The 23,599-nt window shown below is 24.4% G+C and carries 21 protein-coding genes; 3 read left to right on the forward strand and 18 right to left on the reverse strand.

Annotated elements, in window-relative coordinates; genetic code table 11:
• Positions 1 to 17 precede the first annotated feature (17 nt).
• From HMPREF1092_RS07570 to HMPREF1092_RS07585, 4 genes are all read right to left on the reverse strand, one after another.
• Positions 18 to 482 (reverse strand): dUTP diphosphatase, encoded by a 465-nt coding sequence (locus tag HMPREF1092_RS07570; protein WP_002598061.1) that lies wholly within the window; start codon positions 480 to 482, stop codon positions 18 to 20.
• Positions 483 to 644: 162 nt separating this feature from the next.
• On the reverse strand, positions 645 to 986 hold the full coding sequence (locus HMPREF1092_RS07575; protein WP_002598062.1) for a prealbumin-like fold domain-containing protein: 342 nt from the start codon (positions 984 to 986) through the stop codon (positions 645 to 647).
• Between the two features lie 64 nt (positions 987 to 1,050).
• Complete coding sequence (locus tag HMPREF1092_RS07580) at positions 1,051 to 6,261, reverse strand: diguanylate cyclase (RefSeq protein WP_002598063.1); 5,211 nt, start codon at positions 6,259 to 6,261, stop codon at positions 1,051 to 1,053.
• Positions 6,262 to 6,553: 292 nt separating this feature from the next.
• Positions 6,554 to 7,858: a uracil-xanthine permease family protein gene (locus HMPREF1092_RS07585; RefSeq protein ID WP_002598064.1), complete on the reverse strand. Its 1,305-nt coding sequence runs from the start codon at positions 7,856 to 7,858 to the stop codon at positions 6,554 to 6,556.
• A 366-nt stretch (positions 7,859 to 8,224) separates the two neighbouring features.
• Between HMPREF1092_RS07585 and HMPREF1092_RS07590 the strand changes: the two genes are divergently transcribed.
• The gene (locus HMPREF1092_RS07590; protein ID WP_002598065.1) at positions 8,225 to 8,929 is read left to right on the forward strand and encodes a polysaccharide deacetylase family protein; all 705 of its coding nucleotides are present in this window, start codon (positions 8,225 to 8,227) and stop codon (positions 8,927 to 8,929) included.
• Positions 8,930 to 8,960: 31 nt separating this feature from the next.
• On the opposite strand, the gene HMPREF1092_RS07595 is transcribed toward HMPREF1092_RS07590, so the two are convergent.
• From HMPREF1092_RS07595 to HMPREF1092_RS07605, 4 genes are all read right to left on the reverse strand, one after another.
• On the reverse strand, positions 8,961 to 10,922 hold the full coding sequence (locus HMPREF1092_RS07595; RefSeq protein WP_002598066.1) for a putative bifunctional diguanylate cyclase/phosphodiesterase: 1,962 nt from the start codon (positions 10,920 to 10,922) through the stop codon (positions 8,961 to 8,963).
• 19 nt (positions 10,923 to 10,941) lie between these two features.
• On the reverse strand, positions 10,942 to 11,073 hold the full coding sequence (locus HMPREF1092_RS17660; RefSeq protein WP_002598067.1) for a hypothetical protein: 132 nt from the start codon (positions 11,071 to 11,073) through the stop codon (positions 10,942 to 10,944).
• A 67-nt stretch (positions 11,074 to 11,140) separates the two neighbouring features.
• Positions 11,141 to 11,320, reverse strand: a complete 180-nt coding sequence (locus tag HMPREF1092_RS07600; RefSeq protein ID WP_002598068.1) for a DUF4250 domain-containing protein — start codon at positions 11,318 to 11,320, stop codon at positions 11,141 to 11,143.
• 43 nt (positions 11,321 to 11,363) lie between these two features.
• A complete protein-coding gene (locus tag HMPREF1092_RS07605) occupies positions 11,364 to 12,698 on the reverse strand; it encodes an MATE family efflux transporter (protein ID WP_002598069.1) in 1,335 nt (444 codons plus the stop codon).
• An 86-nt stretch (positions 12,699 to 12,784) separates the two neighbouring features.
• Between HMPREF1092_RS07605 and HMPREF1092_RS07610 the strand changes: the two genes are divergently transcribed.
• Positions 12,785 to 13,657, forward strand: coding sequence for a Cof-type HAD-IIB family hydrolase (locus HMPREF1092_RS07610; RefSeq protein WP_002598070.1), 873 nt, complete (start codon positions 12,785 to 12,787; stop codon positions 13,655 to 13,657).
• Between the two features lie 62 nt (positions 13,658 to 13,719).
• Here the strand turns inward: HMPREF1092_RS07610 and HMPREF1092_RS07615 are convergent, their stop codons facing one another.
• From HMPREF1092_RS07615 to HMPREF1092_RS07625, 3 genes are all read right to left on the reverse strand, one after another.
• Complete coding sequence (locus HMPREF1092_RS07615) at positions 13,720 to 14,607, reverse strand: tRNA 2-thiocytidine(32) synthetase TtcA (protein WP_002598071.1); 888 nt, start codon at positions 14,605 to 14,607, stop codon at positions 13,720 to 13,722.
• Between the two features lie 101 nt (positions 14,608 to 14,708).
• Positions 14,709 to 15,269 (reverse strand): DUF3867 family protein, encoded by a 561-nt coding sequence (locus HMPREF1092_RS07620; protein WP_002598072.1) that lies wholly within the window; start codon positions 15,267 to 15,269, stop codon positions 14,709 to 14,711.
• A 118-nt stretch (positions 15,270 to 15,387) separates the two neighbouring features.
• The gene (locus tag HMPREF1092_RS07625; RefSeq protein WP_002598073.1) at positions 15,388 to 15,939 is read right to left on the reverse strand and encodes a hypothetical protein; all 552 of its coding nucleotides are present in this window, start codon (positions 15,937 to 15,939) and stop codon (positions 15,388 to 15,390) included.
• A 165-nt stretch (positions 15,940 to 16,104) separates the two neighbouring features.
• On the opposite strand from HMPREF1092_RS07625, the gene HMPREF1092_RS07630 reads away from it, so the two are divergent.
• Positions 16,105 to 16,317 (forward strand): hypothetical protein, encoded by a 213-nt coding sequence (locus HMPREF1092_RS07630; RefSeq protein ID WP_002598074.1) that lies wholly within the window; start codon positions 16,105 to 16,107, stop codon positions 16,315 to 16,317.
• Between the two features lie 47 nt (positions 16,318 to 16,364).
• Here HMPREF1092_RS07630 and HMPREF1092_RS07635 read toward each other — a convergent pair whose 3' ends face one another.
• The 7 genes from HMPREF1092_RS07635 to hemA are packed head-to-tail and all read right to left on the reverse strand — an operon-like array spanning position 16,365 to position 23,548.
• Complete coding sequence (locus tag HMPREF1092_RS07635) at positions 16,365 to 17,099, reverse strand: sirohydrochlorin cobaltochelatase (RefSeq protein ID WP_002598075.1); 735 nt, start codon at positions 17,097 to 17,099, stop codon at positions 16,365 to 16,367.
• Positions 17,099 to 18,385 carry a glutamate-1-semialdehyde 2,1-aminomutase gene (gene hemL, locus HMPREF1092_RS07640; RefSeq protein WP_002598076.1) on the reverse strand — a complete coding sequence of 429 codons (1,287 nt, stop codon included), beginning with the start codon at positions 18,383 to 18,385 and terminating at the stop codon, positions 17,099 to 17,101. The genes HMPREF1092_RS07635 and hemL overlap by 1 nt, the downstream gene beginning before the upstream one ends.
• Before the next feature lie 12 nt (positions 18,386 to 18,397).
• On the reverse strand, positions 18,398 to 19,363 hold the full coding sequence (gene hemB / locus HMPREF1092_RS07645; protein ID WP_002598077.1) for a porphobilinogen synthase: 966 nt from the start codon (positions 19,361 to 19,363) through the stop codon (positions 18,398 to 18,400).
• 18 nt (positions 19,364 to 19,381) lie between these two features.
• Positions 19,382 to 20,845 carry a uroporphyrinogen-III C-methyltransferase gene (gene cobA, locus HMPREF1092_RS07650; RefSeq protein WP_002598078.1) on the reverse strand — a complete coding sequence of 488 codons (1,464 nt, stop codon included), beginning with the start codon at positions 20,843 to 20,845 and terminating at the stop codon, positions 19,382 to 19,384.
• Between the two features lie 10 nt (positions 20,846 to 20,855).
• Complete coding sequence (hemC, locus tag HMPREF1092_RS07655; protein ID WP_002598079.1) at positions 20,856 to 21,725, reverse strand: hydroxymethylbilane synthase; 870 nt, start codon at positions 21,723 to 21,725, stop codon at positions 20,856 to 20,858.
• A gap of 27 nt (positions 21,726 to 21,752) precedes the next feature.
• Positions 21,753 to 22,391, reverse strand: coding sequence for an NAD(P)-dependent oxidoreductase (locus HMPREF1092_RS07660; protein WP_002598080.1), 639 nt, complete (start codon positions 22,389 to 22,391; stop codon positions 21,753 to 21,755).
• A complete protein-coding gene (gene hemA, locus HMPREF1092_RS07665; RefSeq protein ID WP_002598081.1) occupies positions 22,358 to 23,548 on the reverse strand; it encodes a glutamyl-tRNA reductase in 1,191 nt (396 codons plus the stop codon). The genes HMPREF1092_RS07660 and hemA overlap by 34 nt, the downstream gene beginning before the upstream one ends.
• Positions 23,549 to 23,599: the final 51 nt, after the last annotated feature.

Raw genomic sequence — 23,599 nt, forward strand, 5'->3', positions numbered from 1 at the left:
AAGCTAGTGCTTTTAAATTATTTTATACCAGTAGTTCCAAATCCACCACGATCTTCATTTCCAAAGCTTTCTACTTCTTCAAATTCTATTTCAGGCATAACTTCCATTATTCTAAATTGACCTATTTTATCTCCTTTTCTTATCCAAGTTCCTTTAGTTTCTATTCCTTCTATAACCTCAATATCTTTTCCTTGTAGACAAAATACTGGCATATGCCATTGATCATTATCTCCTATATATGTATCATCAACTACACCTACTGAGTTAGTTTGAATTATGCCCCATGTTTTAAATGTTGAGCTTCTAGGTGCTAAATGCGCTTCCCATCCTCTTGGTAATTCTAATGCAAATCCTAATGGAACCATTCCTCTCTCATCTTTTTTAACAAATATATCTTTATTTGCATATACATCTATCCAATTTCCTTTTGCTATCTTTTTTAATTTAGTAGCACCTTCAAAATATTTAATTCTCATTTTCATAATTAATTATTCCTTTCTTCTGTATTTGTTTTTATAAAAATATAAGTTTTCTATAATATTATAACTATAGAAAACTCATATAATAATCTTTATATACTGTATATATATTTTAATTAACTTTACTTTTAATTATTACTATCTATGTTTAGTAAAAATCAAATTTTAACTTCTTTTCTTCCTGTTTATTATATCTATTACAGTTTCTTTTAGATAATTTGAAATGTTTACTTCATTCCATGATTTATATATTGGTTTTTCATATATTTCTTTATCAATTATTTCTATCACTCTATAATTTCCAGGGCTTAAATTATCAAATATAACAACCCCATTTTTATCTGTTAATTTAGAAATTTCTAATTGAGGTGAAACTCCGTTTATTCTATATAAATTTATTTTTATTCCTTCCATTTTGCTTCCGTTTTTACTTTCCATAAAAACATTAACTATTATCTTCCCCAATTTTCCAGCTTTATTTCTATTATCTCTTTTTTCATTATTCACAAAATCCCCTCCTTAGTCAACCTATAATTTTAAAATATGATTAAACTAAGTTTTTTGGGATTATTTAGAATAAAATAGATAAAATATTTCCTATTGTATTCACATAATTATAATCCTTAAAGTCAAATTCTTTCCTTTTTAAAGGAACTGACATATATATAGCACCTTTTACTTCATCTTCATTTACTATTGGAACTATACAAATAGAATTCCATTTAGGCATAGTTTTATTTTCATTAACTACTTCATCCCAATCAATATCATATAAGCCGTTCCCCTCTTTGAATACATTATCTATAAGATTTCTATTGAAGTATTTTACATTTTTCCATCCTTGTTCTCTTTCTCTTATAGCCATTTCACATATTATTTCATTATTATTATTTATTTTAAATAACATACATTCTCTACTTTCAGTTAATTTAAGTATTTTAGTTAATATGTCATATAATTTAAATTCATTTCTAATATCTTTCTTTATTATTTCAATTATTTTTACTATAGAGGATATTCTTTCATAATCTTTTGAAGCATTTCCAGTCATTATACCTGCTAATCTATCGCTTACTTCTATTTTTATATCAAAAGTCTCATCCCATATCTTAACTATATTTTTTGTTCCTCTTTTAGCTTTATACAAAGCTTGATCTGCTTTACTTATTAACTCTTCCTTCTTTTTAGAATGTTTCGGATACTCAGATATTCCCATACTTATAGTAACTTCTCTTCTACCTCTAAGTATATCTGCCTCTTGTATTTTTTTTCTTATATTATCTGCTTTTTCATAAGCTTCTTCTGAATTCTTTCCTGGACATATTATAACGAATTCTTCTCCTCCATACCTAGAAAAAATATCTTTAATTTCTATTTCTTCTAACACTATACTAGATATTTTTTCTAATACAATATCCCCTGTTTGATGACCAAATTTATCATTTACTCCTTTAAAGTTATCAATATCAAATATAATTAAAGAAAATATATTTTCTGTGTAATTATAATTCATTATTATATTATTCATTGTCTTTTCAAAATATCTTCTATTGTATGCACCTGTAAGCTTGTCTCTTGTCGAACTAATATTTAATTTATATTGCTCTAAAAGAAATATTATAACATTCTCATATTTTTTAATTTTTTCATAGGACTCATAATTTATATTGTTTATTATTTTATCCGATACTAATACAAGTTCTATATCTAAAGGATTATTTATTTTTTCTTCAGTATATTTACTGCTTAATTTTTTATAAAAACAAGCTTTTGTTCTATTTTGAAAAATTTCATTATAAATTTCATTTTGAATCATTTCTTCATTATCAACTACAAAAAAATCAACATTTATTTTTTTACTTAATAATCTATCTTTTATATTTTCATAATTTATTCTATATGAGTAAATAACTTCATTTTTTCTACCATTTTTCATAATTAAAATTGCTGAGGTGGAAAGTGTTTCTCTTATTATAAATTTCATTATAGTTTCAATATTATAAATAATATTTTCTTTAAAATTTACTAAAACAGATTCTGCATCTTGAATTTTATTTAAGTAGCTTTTTTCATATTTCTCTATCACTATTTCTTTAAATTTATTATTTTTCATCATGTTACTAACTTTTATTTCATTCAAAAGTTTATCAATATCTTCATTATTTTTTATCATTGTAGTTATATCCAAATTTAAATTTAACTTTTCATTTGCACAAAAAATAATTTTTTCAAAAATTTTACAAAATATTTTACTTGAAACTATTTTTATTTTGTCTTCTGACTTTTCTTTTCTTATATAACTTGAAAGTATACTTAACCCTTCATAATAATTTTCAAAAGCTAATGAATAACAATTATTTTTTTCGAAGTTTTCTCCAATTATATAATATAACTCTACTTTATTCATATCATTTTTCATATCATTAATTAATCTTAGCCCTTGATTTATTAATGCATTAATAGAATAACTTTTAAATTTATTAGTTATCTTTAAATTTATTACTTCATCTAATTTAGTAAATGAAATTTTATATTTTATATTATTAAAGACTTTCCGTGCTAAATCTGTATAACCTAAATCATTTAATAGTAAAATCAAACTTATCATTTTATTGTCATAAGCTTTTGTATTGTAACTTTCCCTTGAGATTTGCTCTATATATGTTATTTCTTCATAAATATTATTTATATTCTTTAATAACAGTATATTTATAAAATTTGTTTTTATCTTTAAATAGGGTTTTTTATCAATTATACTTTTTATATTCTCATCACTTAATTTATTTATTTTATATTTTAATTTTTCATAATCCCCTAAAGCATAATAATATAATCCATATAAAAGTTCATTTCCACTTGTTTTGTCTATCTCTAATAAAATATTTTTATATTTTATTAATTCACATATATCTCTTTGAATTGCAGATACATAAATAAGGTACTCATATGTTGAATTTAAATATCTCTTTAAATTTTTTCCTGATTTTATAACTTCTAAACTAATTAAAAGATATTTTTTACTTACTTCAAATCTATCTGAATAAGCATATATATTAGCTAGTTGAATTAATGCATTATATTCTAAACTAGCAATTTTATATTTTCTACTAGCCTTTAAAACTTTTATTAAAACCTGTTTTCCTTTTTCTATATCTTTATCTCGTTCTATATATAAGATTCCTCTATTTAATAGATTTTCATAATACTTCTTTCCACTAATTCCTTCTTTAAATACTTTTTCACAATAAGATACATATTCTTCTGCTAAAATAAAATCTCCTTCTTGTATTGAATAACTAAATAATATAAGATATATTTCTCCAATTAATCCAAAATAATTTTCTTTTTTAGCTATATTTAAAGCTCTGTTAGCAAATTCTATTGCTTCCTCTTTGTTTTCAGCATATTTTAAATATAAGGCTTTTATTAAAAAATATTTTGCATATCCTAACTTATATTCGGTCTTTAAAAGGTTTATTCTAGCTATATTAATATTTTCAAATGCCTCTGTATGATTTTCATTTTCTATATGAATTCTAGCAATGTTAAGAGATGTTTCAATTATATATGAATAATTTCTAAGAGTTATTGCTTTTTCATTAGCTTTTTTATAATAACCTAAAGCTTTAGAATCACTTTCAGTCCTTGCATATATATTGCCAATTTCATAAGAAATCTCAAGCATTTCTCCATCACCTAAATAATTTAATATTCTTTTATATATTCTTATTGTTTTTTCATTTTCACCTATCTTATTCATTTTATTAGCATATTTTTTAGCATATATTATCATTTGGTCATATTCTTTTCCCATCTCTAAATGATAGATTAATTCATTATATAATCTCTCTTCTTTATCACAAATTTCCTTTAATATTTTTATAAAATTTAAATGTTCTGAGAACTTGTCCCTTCTATTCATCTTTTTATATATTATTTTTTTATAAAAACAATCTTTAAAATCTACATTTATTCCATTATCATCATAGCTTTCTATAAGTACATTTTTAATCTTTAATTCTGCATATGCTTCCTTTTCTTTTAATGTAACTATAGATTTTTTTAAAAATATGTCCTCTCTAATAGTAAAATTATATACTGCTAATTTTTTAAGAACTGAATACTCAAAAAATGATAATTTTTCTATTTTATCTATATATTTTTCCTCTAAATAAGATATTGAATTAAAAATCATGTATACATATCTATATTTCCAAATTCCATTTTTAGATACATAAATACTTTTATATAAATACATATCTTTTATTTTTTTCATAATTAAATTTGGATTTCCTAATGTATCATTATAAATAACCTCAACTATTTCTGTAATATCATTGGATGTATTAAGTACTTTTCTAGTCATTTCACATGTATAATACTTATTTAACATCTCTATTTTATACTCTTTTATATTTTGATTATATGAAATTTCTTCATAGTACTCTTTAAACTCTTCATCTTCTAAACTTCTATCTAAAGATGCTATTATTAAAATATTTTCCAAAGTCCTTAAGTTTTCAATTAAATGCTTAAAAAAATTTCTACAAATTTTATTTCTTTTATCTAAATCATCAATTATTAAAACCATAGGAGCAATTCTAGAATGTTCATCTATAATTTTTAATCCTGAATTTATAGTTTTATACATTTCCTTAATATCTTCAGTAAAAGAAAGATTATATCTTTTTTTAATCTTTTCTGAAAAATCATCAGTAAACTTTTCTAACTCAAGCCTAAATCCATTACTATAATTATATTCTTTAGCACACTTGTTCCATCTAAGTTTAACTTCATTTTTTATCTTAAAAATTGAAAAAATATTTGTAATATAATTATATTCAAGTCTACTTTTTACCTCTTTTAATAATCTAGTTTTCCCAACGCCCATTCCGCCATCTAATAATATTGCTTTTGAAGAAGATTTTCCTTTTGCTATATCACAATAAGTTTTTAAAATATTGCCTAATTCTACGTCTCTTCCTACAATGTCAATATGCTCTTCTATCTTTTGTATATTTTTCATTATAAATTTTTTATTTTTACTAGAAATTTTTCTATTTAAATATTCTATTAAAGTATTGATATCTTGTACTTTATTTTTATTTATATTGTTTAATATTATTTCTATTTCTTTTAATTTATAAAACTTATCATGTACAGATATTTCAACTATTTCTTGAATTATTTTTATTAAATAATCTAAATTTATTCTTCCATCATTATAAATATCTTTTTTCCCTAAATTTTCAATGTTATTACAACTTAAAATTATACCGTCTAATTTTCCAAATTCACTAGTAATTATATTAGGTAACTTAACAGTTCCAATACCATCTTCGCAATTTATTTTAATATCATCTAATGTTAAATTAGAATAGCTAAATCCTTTTAACATTAAAGTATTAACAATAGCTAAAATATCAAAAATTACTAGTAAAATTTTTTCTTCATCTACGATTCTTAAATATTCTTTTATATCAACTTCATTTTTACTTATTTCACTTATAAACCCATGTTTTATTTTTTCTAATCTTATACCATCAATTTCCTTTATACTTATTAACTCATAAGTCTCATATATTCCCTCAAAATTAAAATTTTTTATAGACTTAAAATTATTACTTATATATCTTATTGTAGATTTATCTATAGCATAATCACTAAGTATAGTTAACTTAAATTCTTTATTTTTCACTTTGTCTAAAACTTTATATTCAGATATAGCATTAAAATTTTTAATATTATTTTCTATTTCATATCTTTTATTAACAATTCTCATAATCTCACACCCTTACTATAAATATATTATGAATTAAACTACAAATATTAAATCATAATAATAGTATTTAAATATTATAAGTAAAAGAGTTTATTTTCATCTAAATCTCTTTAATGTGTACTGGCTTTGAAACATAATATTATTACAATATATAATATTTTTTATCAAATCCATCTTACTTGTATGTATATCTATTTATATCTATATCAATTTTACCATATTAAGGAATTTTAACCAATAAAATTCCCTCTAAAAGTAACTTTATGTCTTTTAGAGGGATTACTATTAATTTTTATACTAATTCTTTACTTAAAATTTCTATTTCTTCTATCTTCTCTTCTTTAACTCCATTTATTAAAATGTTACTTATAACTCCTACTATAGCCGCAAAGCTTAAGCCTGTTAAAGCAACTGTATTAGTAATTTTAATTCCTATTATAAATCCAAAGTTAGCTTCAATTATTGGATTTATTTGAGGTGCTATTAATCCAGTAATTATTATTAATGCCATTACTATTACATTTTTATAATCAAATTCTACTTTTTCTAATTTAATAGTCTTTGCTCCTATTAAAGCTATCATTGAAAATAACATTAAACTAATTCCACCCATTACTGGCTCTGGAATTGTTCTTATTACCATTCCAAATTTCGCTATAAAGCTTAATAGTATAGCAAATATTGCTGTTAATCTTAAAAGTGACGGATCATAATTTTTAGTTATTGCTAATACTCCTGTATTTTCTCCATAAGTTGTGTTAGCTGGTCCTCCTAATAAAGCTGCTACAAATGTAGCTAATCCATCTCCCAATAAAGTTCTATTTAAACCTGGATCTTTTATAAAATCTTTTCCTACTACTGAACCATTTGTTGTTATATCTCCAATATGCTCCATAAATACTGCTAATATTACTGGTACTATTATCACTACTGCTCCTATATCAAATTTAGGAAAAGTAAAGTTTGGTACAGATATTAAAGCTGCTTGTCCTATGGCTGTTGTATCTATAAATCCCATAAAATATGCTGCTAAATATCCAACTACTACTGCAAGTAAGATTGATATTTGTTTTATAAATCCTCTTCCAAAAAATCTAATTAAAAGTGCTGTTCCAAGTGTTATAAATGCTAAAATATAACTTTTACTTGCCATATTTAATGCTGTAGGAATTAAATTTAATCCTATTACCATTATCATTGGTCCTACAACTTGTGGTGGTAAAACTTTTTTTATTTTATCCATTCCAATTTTTTTTATTAAAAATGATACTAATATATATACAAGTCCTGCTATCATCATTCCACCTTGTGCATATCTTAAATCACCATATGTTTCTTTAACCACTCCAATTACTGCTATAAAAGCAAATGATGAACCTAAAAATACTGGTACTTTTCCTTTTGTACATATATGAAATATTATAGTTCCCACTCCAGCTGTAAAAAGTGCTACTGAAGGATCTAACCCTGTAAGCATTGGAACTAATACTGTAGCTCCAAACATAGCGATTAAATGTTGAATTGCTAAAATACATCTAAAACCATTTTCCTTTAATGTTCTTTCTTTTTTAAATTCATTTTTTTCAAATAGTTGCATTATTATCAAACTCCTTATTAATTTATTAAGGAGAAATCTAAATTTCTCCTTTATTAGCCTCTCTGGACTAATTTAAAAGGTATAAAAAAACTTCTTACAAATCCAATTTTTGGCCGTAAGAAGTTATAAATTCCATAACTATTAAAACTATTAATAAAAATAGTTTTTCTTATTTTCTTACATGCCTCTCTGGACAAGTTTAAAGATTTTCTTGATTATATCATACTTTATTAACATATTGCAATATTTTTCTTTAAGGTACATATATTTTTTTTATTTATAAATACTAATCATATAATATTAATTATTTAATAATTTTATAGAAAGGAGAAATAATACAAATTTAATATTTGTATTAATTTTATTATGAAAAATAAATTTAAACTTATATTCTTATCATTATGTATTTTAGTATCAATTATATCTTTTATACCAATAGAAGCTTTTTCTATGTCTGATGAAAAAGTAATCTATTTAACTTTTGATGATGGCCCTTCTAAAGGCCCTTGTAGTGAAATTTTAGATATTTTAAAAGAAGAAAATGTAAAAGGAACATTTTTTATTTTAGGAAATGAAATAAAAGGAAATGAAGATGTTTTAAAAAGAATTTATGATGAAGGACATTCAATAGGACTTCACAGTATGACTCACGAAAAGAAAAATCTTTATAATAATGAAAATGATTTTTTAAATGAAATGGTTCAAGTTCAAGATCTTATAGAAAAAACTGTAGGATTTAAATCAAATATTTTACGTTTTCCTTTTGGAGCTAATAACAATACATATAAACTAAAAAAATCTCTTGTTGAACTTCTTCATAATAATAATTTTAAAATTTATGATTGGACAGTAGATACTAGAGATGGAGAACTTTATAATTCCTCTCCTGAAACTTTTATTAAAAACTCTAAATCAAAGGATAATAATATAACACTTTTAATGCATTGTGGAAGTGCTAATAAAAATTCCCCTAAAGCTTTAAAAAGTATAATATCTTATTATAAAGAAAATAATTATATATTTAAAACTATTGATCAATCTACTCCAGAAATATTCCATTATGTAAAATAAAAAAAAAGGAGTTTCACTAATGAAACTCCTTTTATATTTTTTTTCCTATCATTTTTACTATATCTTTAAACTCTCTAGGTTTACTAAAATAATACCCTTGAATTATATCACATAATATATTTTTTAAGTAATCTACCTGCTCTTTTTCTTCTACTCCTTCTGCTACTACATCTATTCCTAATTGATGAGAAAGATTTATTATGTTTTCAACAATACATCTACTTTTTAAATTTTGATTTAAATCAGTTACGAAGCTTCTATCAATTTTTAAAACATCAATAGGTAATTTAGTTAAATAGTTTAAAGAAGAATAGCCTGTACCAAAATCATCTAAAGCTATAGTTGCTCCTAATTTTTTTATATCTTTCAGTATTTTTATATTTTTATCAAAAGATTTCATAAGAATACTTTCAGTTATTTCTATTTCTATATATTTTAAATCTACATCATATTTTTCTCTAAACTCCTGTAAATCTCTCAATATAGTATTATATCTCAATTGTAATTCTGATAAATTAATTGCTATTTTAAAATTATCATAACCTAAATTTAATAATTCTCTAATTTTTTTGAAAACCTCTTCTAAAATAAAAGTACTTATTGGAATTATAAGTCTTGTCATTTCAGCAATTGGAATTAATTCTCCAGGACTTACTTGCCCTAATTCACTACTATTCCATCTTAATAATGCTTCAAATCCTATAACCTTTCTATTTGAAACAAATACTTTTGGCTGAAATAAAACATAAAACTCTTCTTTTTTTATAGCTGTTCTAAGACATCTTTGTATATCATAAGTACGACTAAACTCCTTAGATATACTATAATCAAAAAATGCAAAGTTTCCTTTTCCAGTTTTTTTAGCTATAGTTAATGCAGCATCTGCATTTTTTAATAATCCGTAAAATTCTAATCCATTATGAGGTGAAACAGATACTCCTATACTTCCATTTATATATAAATGCTTTCCTCTATACACTATTGGATAATCAAAAATATCCATTATGTTATTTAAACATTCTTCTAGATATTCTTTTGAATCTACATTTTCAAAAAAAATTATAAATTCATCTCCATTATGCCTACATATGTATTCATTAGATAACATTTTCTTTGTAAGTCTTAATCCAACTTCTCTTAATACAAAATCTCCAGCTTGATATCCAAAAGATTCATTAATAAACTTAAAGTCATCTAAATCTAATAATATAAGTGAGCATCTTCCATTTGCACAAACTAATCTTTTATTTATTAATCTTACAATTTCTTCTTTTGTTTTAAAGCCAGTTATATTATCATGAGATAGTAATTTTTTTAATTCTTCTCTTTTTATTACTTCTTCAGTTTTATCTTTTATTATTCCTATAAGTAAATCTTCTTTTTTCTTTAAGCTTATATTTAAATAATAATCTTTTTGGTTATAAAATATTATTTCCTCTTTTAACACAGAACCTTCTCTTATACTATTATAATTTTCAATAAAACCTTCTTTAGTTTTTATACAATCAATAAATTCATCTAAAGAGAAAGAATATTCAAATGATTCAGATATTTGCTTTGCAAAATTACCTATCAATGTAACATTTTTTTCTATATTATCTATTTTTATGAATGTATCATTAGAAAATTCTTTTAAGATTTCTATAATTTCTAAATTTTTTATTATATTATTATTTTTAAATATTATATTTCCATTGAAGATTTCTAAATTACTTATTTTTTCTTTCAGTCCATTAATTTCATATTTAAGTTCTAAAATACAAATATCTAAATTTCCGCTTATATTTATTTCTTTTCCAATTTTTGAATACTTTATTTTTAAAAATACATCCTTTTCTATTAATTGGAGAAGTTTCATTATTCCTTTTATATCTGAATTTAAATCTTCTTTTGTTGAAATATTATTAAATTCAAAATCCCCATTTGTAATATTCCAACGAACCCCAATTAAAGAAGAGAGTTTTTCTTTTATCATCCCCATACCATTTTTCATATTTATAAAACCCCATTTATTACTCTTCTTCTTTTATATCACTTACCGCTTCTTCCTCTTTTTGATTTTTTTTATCACTAACTAAACTTGCTACTAAAGCAGCACTAGCAGCAACTAATATTGCTAATCTACCTGCCTTTCTTAATTTCATATTTATCATCCTTTCTAATTATATTTAAATACATTATAACCCATTTATAATTAATTTTTCTATATTTTTATTTAAAACTATTATTTTCTTTTATATATTCATAATTTCCTTCTTTTAGCTTATTTATAAGTGTTTCCTTTGATATATCCATATCATCACATAAATCATCTAAATTACTATAAAAATCTCTTAATTTTAAATTTATTATACTAACTAAAATATTTACATCCATATTTTCTATATCCATTTTAAATTCCTCCTTTATTTAATTATTATCTACTTATTTTTTATTATATCATCTTTTTTAATTTTTCTTTTTCTTTTATCATAAAATATATTGATATTATAAATGTTACAATTTCTACTACTGGTGTAGTAATCCATACACCATTTAACTTAAATACTAATGAGAATATCTCTAAAAAGACTATTATTAGTATAAGCCCTCTTAATAGAGATATCATTGTTGATATTTTTGAGCTCTCTATAGATTGAAGAACTCCCACATTTAAAATATTTATTCCCATTGGTATAAACGCTATAAAATATATTTTTATACCCAAACTAGCTATCTCATCTAATTTATTATTTCCTTTTGCGAATATCTTTATTATCATATATGGATCTATTATTCCTAATAAGAAAAATGCTCCTCCTACTATAATAATTATTTTTAATCCTATTTTATAAGTATTTAGAACTCTATTATTTTTTCCTCCTCCATAATTAGTACTAATTATAGGTTGTATTCCTTGAGCTATTCCATTAAATATAGCTATAACTATAAGAGAAAAGTTAGCAATTATACTATAAGCAGATATAGAAATATCTCCACCTAATTCTTTTAATTTAATATTAAAAAGTATTATTACCACTCCAGCTGATAATTCTACTATAAAACTTGAAAAGCCATTTGCAAGTATTCTTTTTGAATATCTAAAATTTAAAGCTTTAATAGAAATTTTTATTTTATTTTTTTTCATTATAAAATGAAAAGCCAAAATAATAATTCCAACTAATTGAGCTGTTGTTGTAGCAATTGCGGTCCCTCTCATTCCCATATTTAATGGAAAGATAAGAATATAATCTAAAATTATATTTGTTATATTAGAACCAATAATAGCCCACATAGATATTTTAGGACTTCCATCATTTCGTACAAAAACATTTAATGTTAATGATAAAATAAAAAGAATACTCCCCCAAAATATTATCTCTAAATATTCTTTTACACAAGTAAAAATTATTCCTGAAGCTCCTAATAATCTTATTATGTCATTTATAAAATAAAGACCAAATACAGTAATTAATAAACTCATTATTATTGTTATAAATATTGATAACGTAAATATTTCATTTAATGTTTCGTATTTTTTCTTTCCAATATTTATAGATAATAAAGTAGCTCCACCAATCCCAGTTAATAAAGAAATAGCTGCAAAAATATTAAAAAATGGTATTCCTAAATTTAATGCTGCAAGTCCTCTTTCGCCCATTCCTCTTCCTATAAACATTGTATCTAAAAATATACAACAAGATAATCCAAGCATTCCTAAAATACTAGGAATCATATAATCTAAAACAAGTTTTCCTAAATTATCGTGCAATAAATCATTATTCTTCATAAAAATCCCCCTTTTCTAGTAAATTTAATTAAATAAACCTCATTTTATTGGTAAAATTTTCTTATAAATTGATAATGAGGTGTTTTATGAAATTAATTACAATTGATTTAGATGGTACTCTTCTAAATTCTAACCACCAAATAAGTAATAAAGATATTTGTACAATCAAAAAAGCTCAAAGTTTTGGTGTAACAGTTGTTATATCTACTGGAAGAACTTTCGATTCTGCTAAATCTATATTAGAAAACTATAATATAGTCGTTCCATATATAATAACTTGTAATGGTTCAATAATTAATGATTTTTCTGGAAATATACTTTATTCTTTTCCTGTAGATAAATCTTCCCTTGAAAAAGTTATAAGTTTTCTTCATTTTAATAATTATTATTTTAGCTTAGCTTCTTCTGACTCAAGAATTTTCCCTAAATATAATAAAAACATACTAATGGCAGACTTTTATGAAGCAAAAATAAGTAATCCTGATTTAAAAGAAGAAGATTTAGATAATTTAATAAATTTATTTTATGACGGAAAAACTTTTGATGGGAAAGTTTTTAATAACATCCAAGATATAATTTCTACTGAAGAAGACATATATGGTATATGTGCTGTTTCTTTTTCAAATGAAAAACTTGAAAATGGAATTAAATCTTTTAAAGATATAAAAAATTTATCTATTTTTAAATCAGCATACAATAATTTTGAACTTATAAATAAAAATTCTTCTAAAGGTCAAGCAGCAAAACTTTTATGTAATCATTTAGGCATTGATCTTAAAGATACAATGGCTATAGGAGATAACCAAAATGATCTAAGTATGTTTGAAATTGTTCAATTTAGTGTGGCTATGGAAAACGCATATGATTCTATAAAAGAGAAATGTTCTTTTGTAACTTTAAATAACAACTCATCAGGTGTTGGACATGCTATTGAAAATATTTTAGAATTAACTGTTTAAAAATATCTATTAAAAAAAAGCAACATTTACTAGGTTACCCCTTTAAAATGTTGCTTTTCTCATTAATCTCTAATTTCTATTTCTTTATCACCATCATAGAAATCTTGGAATGTATATTTCTTTCCATCTTTTTCAAAACCTAATATAGCATCCATACTAATATTCTCAGCTGCTTTGAAAATTGATTTATCTACACCATCAAATTTCTCTTTTAGCTCTTTGATTAAATCTTTTATTTCATATCTCTTATTCCCTATTTTTTCCGCCGCTACCATACATGCACAATTTAATGGCCATATACCACTATAATTTATAAATCTTCTTATATAATCTTCTTCAATAAAGTACATTGGTCTTATAAGCTCCATATTTTCAAAATTATTTGCTTTAAGCTTAGGCATCATAGTTTTAAAATTACCAGCATATAAAACATTTAGAAGTGTTGTTTCTATAACATCATTATAGTGATGACCTAATGCAAGTTTATTACATCCAAGTTCTTGTGCTTTAGCATAAAGGGATCCTCTTCTCATTCTTGCACAAAGATAACATGGATATTCTCTTGATTTTTCATCTATTACATCAAAAATTCCAGATTCATATATGTATACAGGAATATTTAAATATTCACAGTTTTCTTCTAAAAGCTTTCTTACGTGTGGATGATATCCAGGATCCATTGCTATAAATTCTAGTTCAAATGGTACCTGTCCATGCTTTTGAAGTTCTTGAAGTAATTTTGCTAAAAGAAGTGAATCTTTTCCTCCTGAAATAGCAACTCCAATTTTATCTCCTTCTTCTATTAGATTATATTGTTTAACAGCCTTTACAAACTTAGACCAAATATGTTTTCTATATCTTTTAACTATACTTCTTTCAATTTCCTGAAGACTCTTTTTTTCTTCTTCTGGAATAATTCTTTCACAGCCTTTACCAGCTATACTATTCATTAAAAATCACCTCATTCATCCATAAATTATAACATATTTTATATCCTTTTAAAAATAATTTATGATTAAGAGCCAAATCAAATTAGATTTGGCTCTTAATATTAATATGGATATGAATTTATATTTGAGCATATAGTAACATTTAACTGCTTGTCGCCTACTACTTTCTTATAAGAACAAAGGAATTCATTTAACTCATTATCAGTTAAATCAACTGTTTTTTCACTTAATAAAGTTACGTTAACTCCTTCTAAAACTACCTTCAAATTATTTATTTCATTTTTTATTTCATATTCTTCAATAGATTTTTTAACTATTTTTTTATTATATTTTTCTTCAAAGCTCATTTTTTTTCTTACATCTTCATAAGTTCCGCTATCAAGGTTAACATTTAATCCTAGATTAGCCATTGATCCTTCTAATCCACTTATATCAAAGCCATATCTTTCCATCATCTTTTTTTGTATTTCAAATAATTTTTTTTCTGATATATTATTTTCAGTCATATATTTTGATATTTCTGAAGCATATTCTGCCATATTCATTGAACCAGATTGAGTCTTATAAAATAAGTCAAACATATAGCCTTCAAATTTATCTACATCGCCATCATTTACTTTGTTTTTTAATTCATTAAAATCTATAACTTTTCCGTCACCCATTTTAGAATCCTCCTAGTAGTTTCTATAATTATATTATATATTAATATTTTTATAAAAAAAAGGCTACATAAAACTTCGTAACTTAAAATTACAACTTTCTTATGTGCCCCCTTTTATATTATTTATTTTTTTTCTTTTTTATTCCTATAACTCTTGTTTCTATCACTCTTTCATTTTTATTTATAGGCTTTTTCGCATTTCTTGCTAATTTAAACTGCCCATACATTCCAATCAATAATACTGGAATTACAAATCCTCCAAGTGATTCTACTAATATGAATATAGGTGCTAAAACACCAATTGCTATAAGAAAAATATTAACATCATACTTATCACAAAGTTTAGAGTACATGTATATTGAATACCCACTATATACTATTGAAAATACCAATCTTAATATTGATGCAATATCATTAGTATAGCTTCCAAAAATCATAACTCCTATCAAAGTTGCAATAAAGAAGTAATTTCCTTTACCAAGTTTTATAAGTTGATAGAAGTTTCCTATTGGTATCCATGCAAGCCAAGGTCTGTTAACCTTTTCAGCTTTAGAAATATTATATATTGCAAATCCAGTTACTATATAATTAGCTAATGCAAATAAAGCTGATAACATTAATATCCCCATAATAGCGCTTTGTATTTCTGGCGTAAGTGCTTCTAAATTCATTAAGTTACCTCCCCATTCTCTCTATGTTTGTATTTTACCATAATTTAATGTATTTGTCTTTAACTTTTTAAACTTTTGTAGAATAATGTAAACTTTTCATACATAATTTAAATTTAGTAAAGTTATTTTACTAAACTTTTCTCACGTACTAGGAGGTGCCTGTATATGGAAAAAAAATGTTCTTGCCATAATAAAAGAAAGGTTAGTTTAATTCCTGCTAATCAATTAACATGTAATAACTCTGAAGATTATCAACCAAAAGGTAATGCCAATTCTCCTGAACCAAACGATGGAACATTTATTCATCATGAAGACAATAGTTTTTCAGCCAACGGTGTTGTAAGATATGGTGAAGAAACTGATGTAGATGATATATAAATTTTCTAAAATAAAAAAGGATTTGAAATAAATCAAATCCTTTTTTATTATATTAATTTTGATATTTTATTAATGATAAATTCTATAAATTTACCATCTTCTAATAATCCAAAATTTACTTCTTCAACTGTAATATTGTTATTCACAAATATTTTTTTAAAACTCTCATCTTTTTCTGAGTATATATCTTTAGAAAAATGATATCCTTTAGTCAACAATAATGGTTTAAACTTAACATTATTTATTCCTATTGATAAAAGATTTTCAATTACATTTTTTGATTCTTCTTTTCTATTTAAGCTTAAATATTTTAAATTATCATAATTTTTTTCTATTTCAAATTTAAAATCATCACTTATTTTATCTATTAATCCATCTTCTCTTCCATGAGAAATTAAAATTGTACATTTATCACTTGTTAAACAATTTTCTATAAAATCTTTTTTATAACTTAAAATAGGATTTGTTACTATTATCTCTTTAAAATTAATTTTATTTTTATTTATAAGCTCATCTATTTTTCTATTTTCTTTTCCATCAGATAAAACTAACTTAACTAAAATTAATTTTTCATATTCTAAAGCTTTTATTTCTTCGATTTTATCTTCTAAACTTTTTACTCTATCATCTTTTAATTTGTCTATTATCCTATTTGATGTAAATCCAACAAATGAATCTATACTAAACTCTTCTTTTATTTTCTCTAAAAATGGCTTAAATTGTTTTTCATAACCTTCTATATTAGAAGTACCAAACGCACTTACTAAAATACATTCTTTCATTAATTACTTTCCTTTATACAGAACTCTTCATATGCTTTTAAGAATTTTTCTATATGTTCTTTATTATGATAAACTGATAAAAATAATGCTTCAAATTGTGAAGGTGGTATATTAAATCCTTTTTCTATCATATGAAGAAAATATCTTTTAAATCTTTCACCATCACATTTTTTTACTTTTTCATAACTATCAACAACTTCATCATCACTAAAGAAAATAGTCATCATTCCACCAACTCTATTAAATGCTACATTTATTCCATATTTTTTTGATATTTCTTTTACCCCATCTACAAGAATTTTTCCTACTTCCTCAATGTGATTATAATATTTTTCTTTATTTTCTTTTAATTTATTTAATGTCGCAAGTCCTGCACTAACTACTACTGGATTACCAGACATAGTTCCAGCTTGATATACTCCACCTAATGGAGCTAACATTTCCATTATTTCACGTCTTCCACCATATGCTCCACAAGGAAGTCCTCCTCCTATTACTTTTGCATAAGTAATAAGATCTGGCTTTTCTTTAAATAATGCTGATGCACCTTGATAACTTGCTCTAAATCCACTCATTACCTCATCAAAAATTAAAAGTGATCCATTTTTATCACATTCTTCTCTAAGAGTTTTCATGAAACTCTCTTTTGATTTCATAACTCCCATATTCCCTGCTACTGGCTCTATTATTACACAAGCTATTTCATTTCCATATTTATTGAATATCTCTTTTATATTTTCTTCATCATTATATCTAGCTATAATAGTATTTTTAACTATATCTTTTGGAACTCCAAGAGATCCTGCTATTCCATCAGTTAAAACTCCTGAACCAGCTTCTATTAAAAATCCATCAAAATGCCCATGATAACATCCCGCAAATTTAACTATTTTATCTCTCTTAGTCCATCCTCTTGCAAGTTTTATAGCACTCATAGTTGCCTCAGTTCCTGAATTAACCATTCTTATCATATCCACATTAGGCATTTCTTCGCATAAAAATTTAGCTAAATCTAATTCACCTTTTGTTGGCGCTCCAAAAGCTAAAGCATCTTTTGCACATTCACAAATAGCTTTAACAACATCTTCATCACAGTGTCCTAAAATCATAGGTCCCCATGCAAGAACAAAATCTATATACTCTTTTCCATCTTCATCTTCAATTATAACTCCATGACCTTTTTTAATTACTTTTGGAGTTATTCCCATGCCATTAAATGATCTAACAGGACTATTTACACCACCTGGCATATACTCTTTTGATTGATTAAATATTTCTAAATTCATATAATCTATCTCCTATTTTTGTAACATTCTACTAGCTTCTAATGCATGATAAGTTATTATTATATCTGCTCCTGCTCTTTTTATTGAAATTAAAGTTTCAAGAATTGTTCTTTCTTCGTCTATTAATCCCACTTTTGCAGCAGCTTTAATCATTGCATATTCACCACTAACATTATAAGCTGCAAGTGGTAAATTACAGTTATTCCTTACATCTCTTATTATATCTAAGTATGCAAGAGCTGGCTTGACCATAACTATATCTGCTCCTTCTTCAATATCTTCTTTCACTTCTCTTATAGCTTCTAATCTATTAGCTGGATCCATTTGATAAGTTTTTCTATCCCCAAAACTTGGTGCTGAATTAGCAGCAGCTCTAAATGGTCCATAATATGCAGAACAGTATTTAGCTGAATAGCTCATTATAGGAACATTAATAAAACCATTTTCATCTAATATATTTCTTATAGTTCCTACTCTTCCATCCATCATATCTGAAGGCGCAATCATATCTGCTCCTGCTTTTGCATGAGATAATGCTATTTTATTTATGTATTCTAATGTTTTATCATTATCTACATATTCTCCATCTAATATTCCACAATGTCCATGATCTGTATATTCACACATACAAACATCTGTAATTACTAATAAATCTTTATTTATTTCTTTTATTCTTCTAACAGCTCTTTGCACAATACCATTTTCAGCAAAAGCTTCACTTCCACAACAATCCTTATGTTCTGGAACTCCAAATACCATTATTCCTTTTACTTTACATTCTACAACTTCATCTACTAATTCATCTAATCTATCTACTGAATAGTGATAAATTCCTGGAAGAGATGATATTTCTTTTTTTATTCCTTCTCCTTCAACTACAAATATTGGGAATATAAAATCTGATGGAGAAATACTAGTCTCTCTAACTAAACTTCTCATATTTTCATTTAATCTTAATCTTCTTCCTCTTTTTATCAATTAAAACACTTCCTTAATTTATATTAAATTTACTATTTCTTCTAAAAATCCTTCTTCAGAATGTTTTTTACAAACTTTTGGTGAAAAACCATGATCAATTAAAGCTTTTGCTGTTATAGGTCCTATGGCAATAGCTTCTTTTTCTTTTAATTTGTCTAAGCCTATAATCTCTATCATATTTTCTACTGTTGTTGGACTTGTATATAATACTATATCAACATCTTCAAAGCTTCTAGTATCATAAACATCTCCTTTTACTGTATCATAAATATTAACTCTATCTACTCTAGCTCCAATTTTTGAAATTTCTTCTTGAAGATAAGTTCTTCCCTTAAGAGATGTAGGTATAATTACATTATCTCCTTCTAATATAAATGGCTTTATTTCTTTAAATAAACCTTCTGAAATAAAGCTTTTTGAAGTAGCTTTTGGAACTATTCCTCTCTTAAGTAAAGCTTTTTTTGTTGCACTTCCTATTGCATAAAAATTACCTTTAATACTTCTTATATCATATTCTTTTTCTATTAAATAATCAAAAAATATATTTACACCATTTATTGATGTGAATATTAAATGATTATATTCTTTAAGCTTTTCTAAATAAGTATCTAAATTTTCTTTCATACTATTTATCTTAATAGAATTTATTTCTGTTACATAAGCTCCCATATCTTTTAATGAAGCTTTTAAGTTTTTAGATTGTTCTTTACTTCTAGTTATGCAAATATTTTTCCCAAATAAAGGCTTTTTAATAAACCAATCAAGATTTTCATTTAATGAAACAACATCACCTACAACAATTATACAAGGTGATTCTAATTTAGCTTCTTTAGCTAAAGAACCTATATTTTCTAATGTCCCAATCACTTTTTTTTGCTTTGATGAAGTTCCTTTCATTACAACTGCACTTTTTGTATTCTTATCTTTTCCATATTTTATAAGCTCACTTGTTATAATATCTATATTTTCAAGTCCCATCATAAATACAAGAGTTCCATTTTCTTTACTTAAAGCTTCAAAGTTAACATTTAAACTTTTAGCAGACATTCCTGTTACTATATGAAAACTTTGAGATATCCCTCTATGAGTAATAGGAATACCAGCATAATTTAGAACTGAAATTGGTGAAGTAACTCCAGGTATAACTTCAAATTCTAAACCTTCATCTAAAAGTGCTAATGCTTCTTCTCCACCACGTCCAAATACATAAGGATCTCCACCTTTTATCCTTCCAACTATATGACCTTTTTTTACAAGACTTACAAGAAGTTCATTTATTTCTTCTTGTTTCATTGAATGAGCATTTGGCTTTTTACCACAATAATAAATTTCACAATCATCATTTAAAAAATTTAATACATTAGTTGATACAAGTCTATCATAAACTACTGCTGTACATTTTTCTAATATTCTTTTTGCTTTTAACGTTAAAAGCTCTTCATCTAATGGGCCTGCTCCAATTAAATATGCTTTCCCTTTCATAGTAAATCACCTATCCTCTTAATATACTTTCTGCTAATTCTTCCCCTAAAGCTATATTATTTTTTATATTTCCTTCAATATCTTTTATAACTAGCTTTCCATTTACCTTATAAGCTCCTTTTAAATAAAGTTTGTCTCCATTTATTTCAGAATATATACCAATTAAGCTGTGACAATCTCCATTTAATCTTTTCATAAAACTTCTTTCCGCATCAACTGCTATTCTAACCTCTTTATTATCAAGAGATTTTATAATATCTAAGTCTTCAAATGTTTTTAGACATTCTATTCCTAAAGCTCCTTGACCTACTGCTGGTAAAAATTCTTTTGGATCAAAATATTCTGTTATAATATCCTCCATACCTAATCTCTTCAATCCAGCTGCTGCAAGTATAATTCCATCTAGTCCTTGCTCTTCCATTTTTTTAATTCTAGTTTGTACATTTCCTCTTATAGGAACAATTTCTAAATCAGGTCTCAAATGCTTTAGCATCTCAGCTCTTCTAATACTACTAGTTCCTATTTTTCCACCTTTTTTTATATCTTTTAATAATCTTCCATTAGAAACAAGAACATCTCTCACATCTTCTCTTTCTGGCATTGCTGCAAGTACAAATTCTTCTTCTAATTCATATGGAACATCTTTCATACTATGAACTGCTAAATGAGATCTTCCATCTATTAATGCCTTTTCAATCTCTTTTATAAAAAGTCCTTTTCCACCTATTTTGTTTAAAGCTACATCAAGCCTTCTATCTCCCTCTGTAACCATTAAAAGTTTTTCACTATCAATTCCTTTTTTATCTTTTAAAAGCTTCATAACATAATCTGCTTGAACCTGTGCTAATAAAGATTTTCTAGTTCCAATAATATATTTCATAAAATCCACCTATCCTAAACTAAATCTTTAAATATTTTCAAAAAACATCCTTAAAGTAGTTTCTCCCTTTCCCTTAAAAAAAATAAATTTAAAATCATCACTGTGAATGAATTCTAATATTTCTTTTTTATCTTCTCTATTTTTAATTTTATTTCTAATTTTTGTGGTATATTCAATAAATGAATCTAAATCATCTATTGTATTTTCTATTTTACTTTTTATAAACATAGCTCCTTTAGGATTTTTTCCTTTAACATTTAATGCTACATTTATATTTTTACTACTTACTGAACTTTGCATAACAAACATTCCTTCGTCTGCATCTGTACAGTTTAAATATATTTTATCCATTTCATTACAATCATTTATTATCTCTTTTAAAGTATTTTTTTCATTTATACATACTATTATTAAATGATTTCCTTTTAAAAAAGATTTTTTATAACCTTCATTTATTAAATTAATTTTTTTCAAGCCTTTTATTTCATCTATTATTTCTTTTCCTATAACAGTAACATTTGCATTTGATTTTATTAATGTTTTTATTTTTATAAGTGCAGCTTTTCCGCCACCTATAACCAATACATTTAACTTTTTTCCAAACAAGGCTATATTTAAATACTCACTATTTTCTAGAAGAATATCTTTTTCAATATTTCTAAGCATTCTTCTTCCCTACCCTTCAACGCTTCTTCCTTTAAAACTTTTATTGCTTTATTAGAATAGAAATTTCCCATACTTTCTATCATTTTCTCAACAATTTTATTTTCTTCCTTACTTTTCTTTTTATATGTATCATATCTTTTACTTACTTCATTCAATTTATTTTCCCTTATTTTATTTATATAAGGCGAAATATCTCTTAATTTTTCCCATTCTTTATACTCAAGAATATATTTATCTATAATCCATTTATAACTTTCCATTCTTTCTCTTCTAAGATGCTTATTTTTATCATCAATCTTACTTATATCATCTATATTTAAAATTTTAAATCTGTCTATTTTATAAAGTTCTAAATCAACATCTCTTGGAAGTGCTAAATCATATATATTTATTTTCTTACCTACTTTTTCTAAATCTTCTTTTCTAATAACTGTATGTGGTGCAGATGTACAAGATATTATTCCATCCATACTATTTATAAAGAGATTTTTTTCTCTGAAATCTAAAACTTTAACTCTATAATCAGAAATATCTACTTTGCTCTTATCTCGGACAACTATATATATTTCCTCAATACTTCTATGAGAAATAAGATTTTTAACAACAAGTTTTCCAACTGAACCATAACCTAAAACCATTACTTTTTTTCCATCTTCTTCAATCACTTTATTTACACTTATTGAAGCAGATGAAACTGGAATTTTATAAAGATTTGCTTCCTTTCTAAATCTTTTTCCACAAGTTACAGCCTCTTGAAAAAGTCTTAAAAGCTTATTTTTTACGAGTTTATTTTCTAAACTAAAGCTATATGCTTCTTTTATTTGACCTAAAATTTGATCTTCTCCTAATATTTTAGAATGAAATCCACAAATCACTCTAAATAAATGTTCTATTGCTTTTTCTCCTTTTGATATAAAAACGTAATCAATATACTTTTTATCAAAATCAAAAGCTTCAAAAAATTTTTTTAATATTTCTTTATCTTCTAAAAAATAATTAAAATAAATTTCTGTTCTATTGCAAGTGCTTAAAACTACTATTTCTTCTATTTCATCTCTTAAATAATTTATAGCATTTTCTCTTTTTTTAGGATTTACAGAAAACTTTTCTCTTATTTCTAAAGGAGTATCTTTTTTTATTCCTATTAATCCAATCATAATTTTACTCCTATTAATTTAATTTCAATTAATATTTTAACATAAATCTTA

This window comes from Clostridium thermobutyricum (assembly GCF_000371465.1).
GTDB lineage: Bacteria > Bacillota > Clostridia > Clostridiales > Clostridiaceae > Clostridium > Clostridium thermobutyricum.

Excerpts from the sequence above, each read along its gene's own strand:
- HMPREF1092_RS07570 (WP_002598061.1), bottom strand. The coding sequence starts at position 482 with ATGAAAATGAGAATTAAATATTTTGAAGGTGCTACTAAATTAAAAAAG.
- HMPREF1092_RS07580 (WP_002598063.1), bottom strand. The coding sequence starts at position 6,261 with ATGAGAATTGTTAATAAAAGATATGAAATAGAAAATAATATTAAAAAT.
- HMPREF1092_RS07585 (WP_002598064.1), bottom strand. The coding sequence starts at position 7,858 with ATGCAACTATTTGAAAAAAATGAATTTAAAAAAGAAAGAACATTAAAG.
- HMPREF1092_RS07590 (WP_002598065.1), top strand. The coding sequence starts at position 8,225 with ATGAAAAATAAATTTAAACTTATATTCTTATCATTATGTATTTTAGTA.
- HMPREF1092_RS07595 (WP_002598066.1), bottom strand. The coding sequence starts at position 10,922 with ATGAAAAATGGTATGGGGATGATAAAAGAAAAACTCTCTTCTTTAATT.
- HMPREF1092_RS17660 (WP_002598067.1), bottom strand. The coding sequence starts at position 11,073 with ATGAAATTAAGAAAGGCAGGTAGATTAGCAATATTAGTTGCTGCTAGT.
- HMPREF1092_RS07600 (WP_002598068.1), bottom strand. The coding sequence starts at position 11,320 with ATGGATATAGAAAATATGGATGTAAATATTTTAGTTAGTATAATAAAT.
- HMPREF1092_RS07605 (WP_002598069.1), bottom strand. The coding sequence starts at position 12,698 with ATGAAGAATAATGATTTATTGCACGATAATTTAGGAAAACTTGTTTTA.
- HMPREF1092_RS07610 (WP_002598070.1), top strand. The coding sequence starts at position 12,785 with ATGAAATTAATTACAATTGATTTAGATGGTACTCTTCTAAATTCTAAC.
- HMPREF1092_RS07615 (WP_002598071.1), bottom strand. The coding sequence starts at position 14,607 with ATGAATAGTATAGCTGGTAAAGGCTGTGAAAGAATTATTCCAGAAGAA.
- HMPREF1092_RS07620 (WP_002598072.1), bottom strand. The coding sequence starts at position 15,269 with ATGGGTGACGGAAAAGTTATAGATTTTAATGAATTAAAAAACAAAGTA.
- HMPREF1092_RS07625 (WP_002598073.1), bottom strand. The coding sequence starts at position 15,939 with ATGAATTTAGAAGCACTTACGCCAGAAATACAAAGCGCTATTATGGGG.
- HMPREF1092_RS07630 (WP_002598074.1), top strand. The coding sequence starts at position 16,105 with ATGGAAAAAAAATGTTCTTGCCATAATAAAAGAAAGGTTAGTTTAATT.
- HMPREF1092_RS07635 (WP_002598075.1), bottom strand. The coding sequence starts at position 17,099 with ATGAAAGAATGTATTTTAGTAAGTGCGTTTGGTACTTCTAATATAGAA.
- hemL (WP_002598076.1), bottom strand. The coding sequence starts at position 18,385 with ATGAATTTAGAAATATTTAATCAATCAAAAGAGTATATGCCAGGTGGT.
- cobA (WP_002598078.1), bottom strand. The coding sequence starts at position 20,845 with ATGAAAGGGAAAGCATATTTAATTGGAGCAGGCCCATTAGATGAAGAG.
- hemC (WP_002598079.1), bottom strand. The coding sequence starts at position 21,725 with ATGAAATATATTATTGGAACTAGAAAATCTTTATTAGCACAGGTTCAA.
- HMPREF1092_RS07660 (WP_002598080.1), bottom strand. The coding sequence starts at position 22,391 with ATGCTTAGAAATATTGAAAAAGATATTCTTCTAGAAAATAGTGAGTAT.
- hemA (WP_002598081.1), bottom strand. The coding sequence starts at position 23,548 with ATGATTGGATTAATAGGAATAAAAAAAGATACTCCTTTAGAAATAAGA.